At 60.1% G+C, this 12308-nt stretch carries 14 protein-coding genes; 6 read left to right on the forward strand and 8 right to left on the reverse strand.

Annotation, left to right across the window (positions count from 1 at the left end; translation table 11 throughout):
* Together mltA and GQF03_RS17110 are read right to left on the reverse strand one after the other, a co-directional pair.
* The gene (mltA, locus tag GQF03_RS17105) at positions 1-1233 is read right to left on the reverse strand and encodes a murein transglycosylase A (RefSeq protein ID WP_161340516.1); all 1233 of its coding nucleotides are present in this window, start codon (positions 1231-1233) and stop codon (positions 1-3) included.
* Positions 1234-1248: 15 nt separating this feature from the next.
* Positions 1249-1941, reverse strand: a complete 693-nt coding sequence (locus tag GQF03_RS17110; RefSeq protein ID WP_206375894.1) for a Tim44/TimA family putative adaptor protein — start codon at positions 1939-1941, stop codon at positions 1249-1251.
* A 168-nt stretch (positions 1942-2109) separates the two neighbouring features.
* Between GQF03_RS17110 and GQF03_RS17115 the strand changes: the two genes are divergently transcribed.
* Both GQF03_RS17115 and secB read left to right on the forward strand, forming a co-directional pair.
* Positions 2110-2607 carry an FxsA family protein gene (locus GQF03_RS17115; protein WP_161340517.1) on the forward strand — a complete coding sequence of 166 codons (498 nt, stop codon included), beginning with the start codon at positions 2110-2112 and terminating at the stop codon, positions 2605-2607.
* 100 nt (positions 2608-2707) lie between these two features.
* Positions 2708-3217 (forward strand): protein-export chaperone SecB, encoded by a 510-nt coding sequence (secB, locus tag GQF03_RS17120; protein ID WP_161340518.1) that lies wholly within the window; start codon positions 2708-2710, stop codon positions 3215-3217.
* On the opposite strand, the gene dnaQ is transcribed toward secB, so the two are convergent.
* From dnaQ to GQF03_RS17145, 5 genes are read right to left on the reverse strand one after another with little or no spacing between them, the layout of a single operon-like run.
* The gene (dnaQ, locus tag GQF03_RS17125; RefSeq protein WP_161340519.1) at positions 3208-3897 is read right to left on the reverse strand and encodes a DNA polymerase III subunit epsilon; all 690 of its coding nucleotides are present in this window, start codon (positions 3895-3897) and stop codon (positions 3208-3210) included. The two genes, secB and dnaQ, sit on opposite strands and share 10 nt — an antisense overlap.
* Positions 3890-4480, reverse strand: coding sequence for a dephospho-CoA kinase (gene coaE, locus GQF03_RS17130; protein ID WP_161340520.1), 591 nt, complete (start codon positions 4478-4480; stop codon positions 3890-3892). Before coaE ends, dnaQ begins: the two co-directional genes overlap by 8 nt.
* A 2-nt stretch (positions 4481-4482) precedes the next feature.
* Entirely contained in the window at positions 4483-5346 is an 864-nt protein-coding gene (locus tag GQF03_RS17135) for a shikimate dehydrogenase (protein WP_161340521.1), read from the reverse strand.
* Positions 5343-5951, reverse strand: coding sequence for a Maf family protein (locus GQF03_RS17140; protein WP_161340522.1), 609 nt, complete (start codon positions 5949-5951; stop codon positions 5343-5345). The genes GQF03_RS17135 and GQF03_RS17140 overlap by 4 nt, the downstream gene beginning before the upstream one ends.
* 5 nt (positions 5952-5956) lie before the next feature.
* On the reverse strand, positions 5957-6778 hold the full coding sequence (locus GQF03_RS17145; protein WP_161340523.1) for a pyruvate, water dikinase regulatory protein: 822 nt from the start codon (positions 6776-6778) through the stop codon (positions 5957-5959).
* 398 nt (positions 6779-7176) lie between these two features.
* Between GQF03_RS17145 and hemE the strand changes: the two genes are divergently transcribed.
* The 4 genes from hemE to rho all read left to right on the forward strand — a co-directional run bounded on the left by hemE (position 7177) and on the right by rho (position 11235).
* Complete coding sequence (gene hemE / locus GQF03_RS17150; protein ID WP_206375893.1) at positions 7177-8214, forward strand: uroporphyrinogen decarboxylase; 1038 nt, start codon at positions 7177-7179, stop codon at positions 8212-8214.
* A gap of 9 nt (positions 8215-8223) precedes the next feature.
* Positions 8224-9255 carry a ferrochelatase gene (gene hemH / locus GQF03_RS17155; protein WP_161340524.1) on the forward strand — a complete coding sequence of 344 codons (1032 nt, stop codon included), beginning with the start codon at positions 8224-8226 and terminating at the stop codon, positions 9253-9255.
* Between the two features lie 54 nt (positions 9256-9309).
* Positions 9310-9759 (forward strand): protoporphyrinogen oxidase HemJ, encoded by a 450-nt coding sequence (gene hemJ / locus GQF03_RS17160; protein ID WP_161340525.1) that lies wholly within the window; start codon positions 9310-9312, stop codon positions 9757-9759.
* A 216-nt stretch (positions 9760-9975) separates the two neighbouring features.
* Positions 9976-11235: a transcription termination factor Rho gene (gene rho, locus GQF03_RS17165; RefSeq protein ID WP_161340526.1), complete on the forward strand. Its 1260-nt coding sequence runs from the start codon at positions 9976-9978 to the stop codon at positions 11233-11235.
* A 70-nt stretch (positions 11236-11305) separates the two neighbouring features.
* Here rho and GQF03_RS17170 read toward each other — a convergent pair whose 3' ends face one another.
* Positions 11306-12280 (reverse strand): quinone oxidoreductase family protein, encoded by a 975-nt coding sequence (locus tag GQF03_RS17170; protein ID WP_161340527.1) that lies wholly within the window; start codon positions 12278-12280, stop codon positions 11306-11308.
* Between the last annotated feature and the right edge of the window lie 28 nt (positions 12281-12308).

Genomic DNA, 12308 nt, shown 5'->3' on the forward strand with positions numbered 1-12308 from the left:
TTAGTTCATTTCCGCCTGCCGCGCGGCAAGTGCGTTGGGCAGCAGGATCCAGAGTTCGCCGTCGCTTTTCATGCCGCCGGACATGTCATAGGCGTAATCGCCATGGCCCCAAAAAACATCGCCGCGCACGGGCCCGCGGATCGCGCCGCCGGTATCCTGCGCCATCATCAATCGTTCGAATTTATCAACCTCGCTGGCGCTGGTCGCCGGCGCGACTTCCGTCGCCAGCCAGAGCGGCACGCCGAGCGGCAACCATTTGCGGTCAATGGCGAGGCTGCGTTCGGGCGTCAGTTCCACCCCTTGCGCGCCGATCGGCCCGTCGCCGGTTCCCAGTTCCCGGAAAAAGACGTAGGAGGCGTTTTTCTGCATCAGCTCCGTCGCCGCGCCGGGATTTTCCTCAAGCCAGCGGCGGATCGCCTGCATCGACATCTCCTCCTTCGCGACATGGCCGTTCTCGATCAGGTCGCGGCCGATGGCGAAATAGGGATGGCCGTTCTGCGCCGCATAGCCGACCCGGAGCTCGCTGCCGTCGTCCATCTCGATTACGCCGGAACCCTGGATATGCAGGAAAAAGGCGTCGATGTCGCTGTCGACCCAGACGAGTTCCAGATCGCGGTTTTCAAGCGCGCCCTTCTCGATGCCGCTGCGATCGGGATAGGGGACAAGATCCCCCGCCACCACCTGCCCGGCGATGCGCTGGCCCTTCAACTCGTCGCGAAAACGGCCGAGATCGACCATGACCAGCTCGGGCGGGCGCACATAGAGGGGGGTGAGATAGGGCGGCTTCTTCTCGCGGCTGCCCTTCAGGCTCGCCTCGTAATAGCCGGTGAACAGCCCGGTCGCCTCGCCGTTATTGGTGATCTGGAAGGGTGTGAAGTTCTTTTCGAAAAACCCCCGGAGGAGGGCCGGTTCCGGCGGCAGGGCCAGCGCCTCGGCGCAGAGCGGCTGCCAGTCGGCGGCGGTGCCCGCCATGCCATCGCCGCCCATTTCCCGCGTTTCCGGCAGGCTGGCGATTTTCGCGCAGGATTTCAGCAGGGCCGGGTAGAATCCGGCAAAATCCTCCTTCTCCCATCCGGGAAGGTCGGAAAATGCCGTTTTTTCAAGAAAGAGCTTGTCTTCCGCCGGCGGCTTGATCTGGAAATACCAGATCGCGATACCGACCAGAAGCACCGCAATCAGAACAAGGCCGGCGCCGGTTCTTCTGTTCACGGAAAAGAGCGGACGCAGCAGCATCTATGGGCCCGGTTCCTAGTTTGCGCGACGGGTGGTAATCAATAGCCAGTTCGGGTTGCGGGATCTCAGGTTGCGGGCGAAGGTCCAGAGCTCCTTCACCGTATGCGGCTGCGGATCGCCGGCGACGACAACGCCGTCCTCGTCCTTGGTCATGGAGATCATCTCCGCCTCGAACTGCACGGTGATCTCGGCTTCCTTGCCCTCAAGCGTCGCGTCGATGATCTCGGCGGAATGAATGGCGACGATATCCGTCGACATCGTTTCGTTGCGATCCTCGCGCTCCTTGATGGAATTTTCGAAATTGTCGAATACCGTGTCGGAAAGCAGCATTTTCAGCGTTTCCCGGTCCCCCTTGGCGAAGGCGATGACAATCGCCTCATAGGCCGCCTGGGCGCCCTCGACGAATACCTTCTGATCGAAGCTCTTGTCGATCTGGCGGATATTATTGAGGGTGCGCATCAGCGGCATGCCGGCGAAGGGGCTGGGCTCGGTGGCACGGCCCTTGTCGCCGAGCAGGACGACATTATCCTCGACCGGCGCGTCCTCGAAATCGCCTTTATGTCCTTCTACCGGGCGGCGCGGCTTTTCTTCGCGCGGGGGCTGTTCATGTCCCATGCGTCGCCCGAGCACGCTGCGCAGGCGCAGGAAGATAAACCCGGCAACTGCGGCGAGCAAAATAATGTCCAGGAACTGAAAACCGTTGTCCATGATGATATCTTCAATTTGGGTTTGGTAAAATTTCCCACAGCCCTTATGTAAAGGATAGGTCTGTACAAGAGGTTAAAGGGTTCCATGTCCAAGGTCCAGTGCCTTGTCCCGCGCCCACCTCTGCCGGACCTGTTAGTTACATAGAAACTTTGCGTGGGATAAACAAGCTTGGCTCTATTGTTTTTGGCGGCCCTCATCGGAATTCCGCTGATAGAAATTCTCGTCTTCGTCAAGGTCGGCGGAGAAATCGGCGCGCTGAACACCGTGATCATCACGATCGCGACGGCGCTGATCGGCGTGGCGCTGATCCGTATTCAGGGTCTTGGCGTGCTCATGCGGGCGCGGGCGACGCTGGACCGGCAGGAAACGCCCGTCCATGAAATATTCGAGGGAATTTTCCTGGCGCTGGCCGGTTTGTTCCTGATCATTCCGGGCTTTGTCACCGATACCATCGGCTTTCTGCTGCTGATTCCGCCGCTCCGGCGGATGCTGGCCGCCTATATGGCGCGTCATTCGACATTCGTGGCGGCGAACGTTCGCCGTCCGGGCGGATCGCCCCGGGGAACCGTCATCGACGGCGACTATGAGGTGGTCGATGAAGACGCCCTTTCCATCGAAACCACGCGAAAGCCCAATCCGGACAGCCCCTGGTCAAAGGAAAAATAGCCGCTTCGGACTTGTCCGGCGCGGTCATCCATGCTAGCCAATGCGGCAATCGCCAATCCGGCCCCAAAAACGGCCGCTACAGTCAAGGAGATATCCGTCGATGTCAGATGAAGGACAGGCAGGCGCCGAAGGCGCCGGCGCGGAAGGACAGACAGCCAAGAAACAGCCCTCGCTCGCGATCGTTCGCCAGTATGTTAAGGATATTTCCTTTGAAAACCCGAATGCGCCGGCCAGCCTCGATCCCGACAAGGGCCAGCCGGAAGTGCAGCTTGCCGTCAATATCCAGGCCCGGTCCGGCGAGCGCGATTTCTACGAGGTCGAACTTCGTATCGAAGTGAAGGCCAGCCACGGGGATCAGACGGCCTTCGTGGTCGAGCTGGTCTATGGCGGGCTCTTCCAGCTCAGGGATTTTCCGCCGGAAACCCTCGAAATGGTCTGCATGATCGAATGCCCGCGACTTCTTTTCCCCTTCGCCCGGCGGGTGGTGGCCGATGCGACGCGCGACGGCGGCTATTCACCGCTGATGCTCGATCCCATTGATTTCACACGGCTTTACCAGGACCACAAACACCAGATGGCGGCTCAGCAGCAGCCCGCCGGTCACGCCTGATCCGATTTGCCGGATAATTGCCGCCACATCGGGTCGGTGATTTTATCGAGAAAGGCCGCATGCGCCGCGCGTTCGGCGTCGCTGGCGCTATGGGGGCGCGGGGGGCGGATTTCCGCGGCGATGCTGGAGGCCATGTCGGCGCCGTCATCCTCCAGCGACAGGCCGCGCTGACGCCCGCCGATCAGCTCGAGATAGACCTCCGCCAGCAATTCCGCATCGAGCAGCGCGCCATGCTTGGTCCGCGCCGAGTTGTCGATCCCGAACCGGCGGCAGAGCGCATCGAGATTCGCCTGCGCCCCCGGAAACTTGCGGCGCGCCATGGACACCGTATCGATGCTGCGCTGCATGGGAAGGGCCGGCCGGCCGAGGCGCGCCAGCTCGGCGTTGAGAAACTTCATGTCGAACTGCGCGTTATGGATCACCAGCTTGTCCTCACCGATAAAGGCGAGAAACGCGTCGATTTCCTCGGCAATCACCTTGTGGCCGCGCAGGAATTCCTCGCTGAGGCCATGCACCTTGAAGGCCGCCTCCGGCATGTCGCGCTCCGGATTGAGATAGCGGTGAAAGGTCTCGCCGCTCGGGATATGGTTGATCAGCTCGATACAACCGATCTCGACGATGCGATGGCCCTCGTCAGGCTCGAACCCCGTTGTTTCCGTGTCCAGAACGATTTCACGCATTTTTCAGCTGCTCCACCAGTTTTTTCACCTGCGCGAAGGTTTCCTCCGGCGTGCAGTGGGTATCGATCACGAAATCCGCTCTTTTCCGTTTTTCCACATCGTCCACCTGGCGGGAGAGGATAGCCTCGAACTTTTCCTCGGTCATCTGCGGACGGGCCAGGACCCGCGCCCGCTGCACATCGGCGGGGGCCGAGACAACCGCGATCTTATGCACCCGGTCCTCGCCGCCGGTCTCGAAAATCAGCGGGATATCGAGCACGACGATACTATGCCCTTCTTTCTGCGCTTTTTCAAAGAATTCGGCCCGTCCCTCGGCGAGAAGCGGATGAATAACCTGCTCGAGCCGCTGGATTTCCGCCTCATTGCCGACGACAAGCTTGCTGAGCCGCTGGCGATCCACCTGATCGTCGACGACAGCATCGGGAAACGCCTCGCGGATCGGCTCGACGCCCGCGCCGCCCCTGGCATAGAGCTTGTGAATCTCGGCATCGGCGTCATAGACCGGGATGCCGAGCTTTCGGAACATCTCGCCCACCGTTGATTTCCCCATCCCGATCGAGCCGGTCAGCCCCAGAAGCAGCATTTTCAGTTCCCTTTCAATCCATCCAGCACATGACGGCGCAACTCCGCGTCGACCTCCGGCGTCACGCCGAACCAGGCCGCGAAGCCCGCCTTCGCCTGATGCAGCAGCATGCCGAGGCCGTCGATGGCGACATTCCCCCGTGATCTTGCCGCCTCAAGCAGGCCGGTTTCAAGCGGGACATAGACGATATCGGTGACAATCGCGGATTTTTTTAGGCGATCAAGCGATAGGTCGAGCGGCGGCTGCCCGGTCATCCCGAGACTGGTGGTATTGACGAGCAGGTCCGCATCGGCGAGGCGCGTTTCGCGATCCTCCCACGGGGCGGCGGACGCCATGGCGCCAACATGCCTGGCAAGGGTTTCCGCCCGCGGCAGCGAGCGGTTGCAGATCACGATCTTCGCCAGGCCGAGATCAGAAAGCGCAACGGCAACGGCCCGCGCCGCGCCGCCTGCGCCGAGGAGGATCGCGGTGCCGCCCTTAAGCGATGCAATATCCATATGTTCCGCAAGGCTGTCGGTAAAGCCGATGGCATCCGTATTCCGTCCCGAAAGCCGGCCATCTTCGCCGACGACCACCGTATTGACCGCGCCGATCCGCGTCGCCGAGGGATCGAGGCTGTCGACAAGGCCGAGCGCCGCCTCCTTTAACGGAATGGTGAGATTGGTGCCCCGGAAAACGCCGCCCTCCGCCGCGCAATCCACCCTCAGGGAGGCGAGTTTTTCCGCCAGTTCCTCCGGTTTTACCGGCCAGGCGCGGTAATCGGCCTTGAGGCCGTATTTCCGGATCCAGTAGCCATGCAGGCGCGGCGAGAGGGAATGACTGATCGGCCAGCCCATGACACCGGCGATTTTTATTGTTTCCGTCATGCGGCGATCCCGATTTTATGGCCGCGCAGGAAATCCAGCAGCGGCAGCAGCGGTAGCCCGAGGATCGAGAAGAAATCCCCCTCGATCCGGGCGAAAAGATGGGCGCCGGGCCCTTCCAGCTGATAGGCCCCGACAGAGGTGAGAATATCCTCCCCCGCGAGCGCGAGATAATTATCGAGGAAGGCTTCGTCGAAATTCCGCATGGTCAGGCGCGCCTCGTCCACATACCGCCAGAGAACCGCCCCGCCCTTGGCAACCGAGACCGCATTGGCGAGCCGGTGGGTCCGGCCCTTCAGGCTGAGAAGATGCGCCCGGGCATGATCCATGTCGGCGGGCTTGTCGAACCAGAGATCGCCGCATTCCAGGATCTGGTCGGCGCCGATCACGAACGCGGACGGCAGCAGTCGCGACACCCGGCTCGCCTTCAGCTCGGCAAGCGCCACCGCCGTATCCCTGGCCGCCGCCCCAGCGCCCCGCATGGCATGTTTCACTTCCTCTTCATCGACGCGGGCCGGCTGAATGTCAAAGACAAGCCCGGCACGCGCCAGAAGCCGGGCGCGGGAGGGGCTTTGCGAGGCCAGAACAAGCACTTTCTCCTCCGGCATCCCTGCTATCTCGCCTCTTCGCGGCGGCGGTTGTGCAGCGTGATGATCTGCGCCGCCGTTTCCTCGACCGAGCGGCGCGAGACATCGATCACCGGCCAGCCTTCCTTGGTGCAGAGCTTGCGCGCGAAAATCACCTCATCCTTGATGCGCTCGCGGTCGACATAGTCGGTATCGACCTTCTGGTTGAGGCTGAGCAGGCGGTTCTTGCGGATTTCCGACAACCGGTCCGGGCTGGTCGTCAGGCCGACCACCATGGTTTTCCGCGACAGCCGGAACAGCGCGGGCGGCAGCGGGATACTCGGCACGATCGGCACATTCGCCGTCTTGTATCCGCGATGGGCGAGATAGAAGGAGGTTGGCGTTTTCGAGGTGCGCGAGACGCCGACAAGGACGATCTCGGCTTCATACAAATCCTCCGGCATCTGGCCGTCGTCATGGGCCATGGTGAAATTGAGCGCCTCGATCCGGCCGAAATAGTTCTTGTCGAGCATATGCTGACGGCCGGGCAGGCGGCGCATTTCCTGGCCGAGGAAGTTCGAAAACGCGGTCAGCACCGGATCGAGCACCGACACGCAGGGAACCCCGACCCGCTGGCAGCCCATTTCGAGAATGTCGCGCATTTCCTTGTTGACCAGCGTATAGAGCACAAGACCCGGCTTTTTAACAATGGATTCAAGGATATCGTCAAGCTGGCGAACGGTGCGCGTCAGCGTCCAGACATGCTCGATCGGGGAGGCGCCCTCAAACTGGACCAGCGCCGCCTTCGTCATGGATTGGAGGGTTTCGCCGGTCGAATCCGAGACCAGATGAAGATGAAATTCCGTCATGCTGTTTCGCTGGGCGTCCTGTGAATAATGGGAATAACAGGGATAACACGGCTATTCGGAATACCGCAAAAATTTTCTCCCCGATACGGGTTTTTTTGAAGGCCTCTTGTCCGACTGTGGAAGAAGACAGTCCCCGTCACCGAAAAACGGGTATATTTTCCCCAAGAAGGGTGCGAAAATCACTTATCCCCGGTTTCCCCGCTTTTTTTTATGAGCCGGAACGCCGTTTTTAACGTAGATATCACCAGAGAGGCGAAAGGCTGGATTTTATCCCCAGAATTTCTATAAAGGGCGGGGATAAAGTTTAATCCCCGTAACCCACAGCGCCATACTACAACCACCACCTTTTATATTAATATATATATTAAAAGGGATAAGTTTTCGGGAAGGAAACCCGCGTGAGAGTATCGACAACCAAACCCCTGCTCAAAAGCCTGGCAGGAGAGGTGCCATCAAGGCCGCCCTTCTGGCTGATGCGTCAGGCGGGACGCTATCTCCCCGAATATCGCGCCACCCGCGCCAAGGCGGGAAATTTCCTCGATCTTTGCTACAATCCGGAGCTGGCCGAGGAAGTAACCCTGCAGCCGCTGCGCCGCTATGGCATGGATGCGGCCATCCTGTTCGCCGATATCCTGCTGATCCCCCATGCGCTCGGTCAACCGCTTGCCTATCGCGAAGGGGAGGGACCGGTGCTTGATCCCGTCCGGTCGGCGACGGATCTTGGCAAACTGGATGTTTCCGCCATTCAGAAGACCCTCGACCCGGTCTATGAGACCGTTGCCCGGCTGAGCCAGTCGATCCCGAAGGACTGTACGCTGATCGGTTTCGCCGGCGCGCCCTGGACGGTGGCAACCTATATGGTCGAGGGGCGGGGATCGAAGGACTATCTCCACAGCAAGCACTGGATCTACAGCGATCCGGCGGGATTTTCGACGCTTATCGATCTTCTTGTCGAGGCGACCACGGACTATCTGCTCCACCAGGTCGCCGCAGGGGCGGAGGTGATCCAGATTTTCGATACCTGGGCCGGGGTGCTTCCCGACGACGAGTTCCGCAAATGGGTCATAGAGCCGACACGGCGCATCATTGAGGGTCTGCGTCGCCAGCACCCCGAATTGCCCGTCATTGGCTTTCCCAAGGGCGTGGGGGGCAATATTATCGACTTCGTGAGGGAGACCGGCGTCAGCGCCGTCAGCCTGGACACCGGAACGCCGGTCGGCTGGGCCGCGAAGGAGGTGCAGAGCCTCGTCCCCGTTCAGGGCAATCTCGATCCGCTGCTGCTTGTCGAAGGGGGCAAGGCGATGGAGGCACGGGCGCGGGATATCATCGAGACGCTCGGCAGGAAGCCGTTTATCTTCAATCTCGGGCATGGCATCGTGCCGCAGACGCCGCCGGAAAATGTGGCGCGCCTCGCCGAGATCATCCGCGGCGCCTGAGGACGAGAGATGACAAAAAAAGCCGTAGTCCTGTTCAATCTCGGCGGTCCCGACGGTCCGGCGGCGGTCGAGCCCTTCCTGTTCAACCTTTTTTACGATCCGGCGATTATCCGCCTGCCCAAACCGCTCCGCTGGCTGGTCGCGAAGATGATATCGCGTCGCCGTGCGCCCGTCGCGCAGGAAATCTATGCGCAGATCGGCGGCGCCTCGCCGATTTTGCCGCAGACCGAGGCGCAGGCGGCGGCGCTTCAGGACCTGCTCGATCAGGAAGCGGGCGATGACTACCGGGTTTTCGTCTCCATGCGCTACTGGCATCCCTTCGCCCATGACGTTGCGCGCGCGGTCGCCGACTGGACCCCGGAGGAGGTGATCCTGCTTCCGCTCTATCCGCAGTTTTCCTCGACAACCACCGCCTCCTCGCTGGAGGAATGGACCCGCGCGGCAAACGCCGCCGGACTTGCCGCGCCGACGGCGTCGCTCTGCTGTTATCCGTTCGAGAAAGGCCTGATTTCCGCCTGCACGGAGCTGATCGCGCCGAAAGTCGCGGAAATGGCGGGGCAGAAGGTCCGGGTCCTGTTCTCCGCCCATGGATTGCCGCAGAAAATCGTCGATGCGGGCGATCCCTATCAGTGGCAGGTGGAGAGAATGGCGGAAAAGATCGTCGATCGGCTGGCGGTGCCGGAGCTGGACTGGAAAGTCTGCTACCAGAGCCGGGTCGGGCCGATGAAATGGCTGGAACCCTCGACGGAGACGGAAATCGAGCGGGCGGGTGCGGAAGCGATCAGCCTGATCGTCGTGCCCATCGCCTTCGTCTCGGAGCATTCGGAAACGCTGGTCGAGCTTGATATCGAATATGCCCATCTGGCGCGCGAGGCCGGGGTGCCGGAATATCACCGCATCCGCACGGTCGGCGTGCAGGCGGATTTTATCGCCGGTCTCGCCCGCATGATCACGGCGCTGCCACCCGGCCGGATTTCGAGCGAAAGCGGCACCCGCATCTGCCCCGGCGGATTTAAAGATTGTTTGATGCTGGCGTCATGACGCAAAATCCCGTAAATATCGGATTGCACTGACCTTTACGGAGAGGGAACCGCCTTGGACGACATTCTGGCCGACATCTACCCCTGGGTTAAATCCCTGCATATCATCTCGGTCATCGCCTGGATGGCGGGCATGTTCTACCTGCCGCGGCTCTATGTCTATCACGCGGAGGCGGAGATCGGATCCGTGCAGTCGGAAACCTTCAAGGTCATGGAACGGCGGCTCTTGCGCGGGATCATCAATCCGGCGATGATCTCCACCTTCATTTTCGGCGGATTATTGCTGCTGACCCCGGGGATTGTCGATTGGGGAGAGCCCTGGATCTGGTTGAAACTGGCGCTTGTTTTTCTGATGGCCGGTTTTCATGGCCACCTATCCAGGTGGCGCAAGGAATTCGAGGCGGATGAAAACCAGCGGCCATCGAAATTCTATCGTCTTGTCAATGAGATACCGACGGTACTCATGATCGGCATCGTGATTTTGGTCGTTGTAAAACCTTTTTGAGCGGCGGGAATAATCGCATATTTCATTTGACTAATGCCCTGAAATCATGCAATAGAGGCGAAACTTCTTCGGACGAATTCTGTTCCACGGTCTCATTGCATCACGAGTTAACCAGCAATTTTCTATAAGACCATCGCCCAAGCGACTCCTGACTTCCCCGTCATTCATTTGCCCGATTTTTTTCCCTTTTCCAGAAACCAGACACAGTAAAAATCAATGAATCTTCAAGAGCTCAAGAAAAAATCCCCCTCCGAAATCCTTGAACTGGCGGAGGCGCGCGAGATTGAGAACGCCTCGACCCTTCGCAAGCAGGAACAGCTTTTCGCCATCCTGAAATATGAGGCGGAAAACGGCGCCGAGATCACCGGCGGCGGGGTGCTCGAAATTTTGCAGGACGGATTCGGCTTCCTGCGCTCGCCCGATGCGAACTATCTCGCCGGGCCGGATGATATCTATGTGAGCCCGAGCCAGATCCGCCGCTTTTCGCTGCGCACCGGCGACACGGTGGAAGGGCAGATCAGGAGCCCGAAGGACGGGGAGCGGTATTTCGCCCTCCTGAAGGTGCAGAAAATCAATTTCGAAGATCCCGAAAAAGCCCGCCACAAGATCAATTTCGATAACCTGACCCCGCTTTATCCGGATGAGCGTATCAAGCTGGAAACCCCCGATCCCACTGCCAACAATATCAATTCCGCCCGCGTGATCGACCTCGTCTCGCCGCAGGGCAAGGGCCAGCGTGCCTTGATCGTTGCGCCGCCCCGGACCGGTAAGACCGTCCTCTTGCAGAATATCGCCAATTCCATCACCACCAATAACCCGGAAGTCTATCTGATCGTCCTGCTGATCGACGAACGGCCGGAGGAAGTGACGGACATGAAGCGCTCCGTGCGCGGTGAAGTGGTCAGTTCCACCTTCGATGAACCCGCCGCGCGCCATGTGCAGGTCGCCGAGATGGTGATCGAGAAGGCAAAACGCCTGGTCGAGCATAAACGCGATGTTGTTATCCTGCTCGACAGTATCACGCGTCTGGCCCGCGCCTATAACACCGTTGTGCCCTCCAGCGGCAAGGTCCTGACCGGTGGTGTGGACGCCAACGCCCTGCAGCGCCCGAAGCGGTTCTTCGGCGCCGCCCGTAATATCGAGGAGGGGGGCTCGCTGACCATCGTCGCCACCGCCCTGATCGAGACCGGATCGCGCATGGACGAGGTTATTTTCGAGGAATTCAAGGGCACGGGTAACTCCGAAATCATCCTCGATCGCAAGCTTTCCGACAAGCGCGTCTTCCCGGCCATCGACATCACCAAATCCGGCACCCGGAAAGAGGAATTGCTGGTCGACAAGGCAACCTTGCAGAAAATGTGGGTGCTCCGCCGTATCCTCAACCCGATGGGCACCACCGATGCCATGGAATTCCTGCTCGACAAGCTCAAGCAGAGCAAGACCAACGACGATTTCTTCGATTCCATGAATACGTAATTAAATCAGATAGTTACACTAAAAAAGGCGCCCGGATGAGGCGCCTTTTTTGTTGGGGTTTTTTTGCTGGTTAAACCGTAAACACCGTTGAGCCGGTGGTTTTGCGCGCCTCAAGGTCCTCATGCGCCTTGCGGGCCTCGCTTAAGGGGTAGGTCTGGTTGATGGTGACCTTGATGGCGCCGCTCGCGACCAGTTTCATCAGATCGGCGGCGGATTTTTCAAGATCCGGACGTGTGGCGTTATAGACCATCAGTGAGGGGCGGGTGACATAGAGCGCGCCCTTTGCGCCGAGAATGCCGAGATCGACGCCGGTCACCGGCCCCGACGAATTCCCGAAGGAGACCATCAGGCCGCGCGGGCGAAGACAGTCGAGGGATTTCTCGAAGGTATCCTTGCCGATGGAATCATAGACCACCGGCACCCCCTTGCCGTCGGTGATCTCCATGACTTTCTTGTGAAAATCCTCTTCCCGGTAAAGGATCGTATGGGTGCAGCCATGGGCCTTGGCAAGTTCCGCCTTCTCCTCCGATCCGACGGTGCCGATGACCGTCGCGCCGATATGTTTCGCCCATTGGCAGGCAAAAAGGCCGACGCCGCCCGCCGCCGCATGGAACAGGATCGTATCGCCTTGTTTCACGTGAAACGTTCGCTGCAGCAGATATTCCGTGGTCATGCCCTGCAGCATCATCGCCGCGGCGGTCGTATCGTCGATGCTGTCGGGCAGCACGATCAGGTTGTCGACGGGCATGATCCGCGCCTCTGAATAGGCGCCGACGGGCCGGCCCGCATAGGCGACGCGATCGCCGACCTTGAAGCTGGTCACGCCCTCGCCCAGTTCCTCGATCACGCCGGCGGCCTCCATCCCCGTGGTGAGGGGGAGCGGCGACGGATACAGCCCGGTCCGGAAATAGACATCGATATAGTTGAGACCGACAGCCGTGTGACGCACCCGGGCCTGGCCCGGTCCGGGCTTGCCAAGGGTCACATCCTCCCATTTCATGGTGTCGGGGCCGCCATGTTCATGCTGTACGATTGCTTTTACCATTTTCTTGTCCTTTTTTGATGCGCCCGCA

The organism is Sneathiella chungangensis (assembly GCF_009882935.1).
In the GTDB taxonomy this organism is placed as follows: domain Bacteria; phylum Pseudomonadota; class Alphaproteobacteria; order Sneathiellales; family Sneathiellaceae; genus Sneathiella; species Sneathiella chungangensis.

Coding starts and splice junctions, on each gene's coding strand:
- secB (WP_161340518.1), top strand. CDS start 2,708: ATGTCAGATGAAGGACAGGCAGGCGCCGAAGGCGCCGGCGCGGAAGGA.
- mltA (WP_161340516.1), bottom strand. CDS start 1,233: ATGCTGCTGCGTCCGCTCTTTTCCGTGAACAGAAGAACCGGCGCCGGC.
- hemH (WP_161340524.1), top strand. CDS start 8,224: ATGACAAAAAAAGCCGTAGTCCTGTTCAATCTCGGCGGTCCCGACGGT.
- GQF03_RS17170 (WP_161340527.1), bottom strand. CDS start 12,280: ATGGTAAAAGCAATCGTACAGCATGAACATGGCGGCCCCGACACCATG.
- GQF03_RS17145 (WP_161340523.1), bottom strand. CDS start 6,778: ATGACGGAATTTCATCTTCATCTGGTCTCGGATTCGACCGGCGAAACC.
- GQF03_RS17135 (WP_161340521.1), bottom strand. CDS start 5,346: ATGACGGAAACAATAAAAATCGCCGGTGTCATGGGCTGGCCGATCAGT.
- rho (WP_161340526.1), top strand. CDS start 9,976: ATGAATCTTCAAGAGCTCAAGAAAAAATCCCCCTCCGAAATCCTTGAA.
- dnaQ (WP_161340519.1), bottom strand. CDS start 3,897: ATGCGTGAAATCGTTCTGGACACGGAAACAACGGGGTTCGAGCCTGAC.
- GQF03_RS17110 (WP_206375894.1), bottom strand. CDS start 1,941: ATGGACAACGGTTTTCAGTTCCTGGACATTATTTTGCTCGCCGCAGTT.
- GQF03_RS17140 (WP_161340522.1), bottom strand. CDS start 5,951: ATGCCGGAGGAGAAAGTGCTTGTTCTGGCCTCGCAAAGCCCCTCCCGC.
- coaE (WP_161340520.1), bottom strand. CDS start 4,480: ATGCTGCTTCTGGGGCTGACCGGCTCGATCGGGATGGGGAAATCAACG.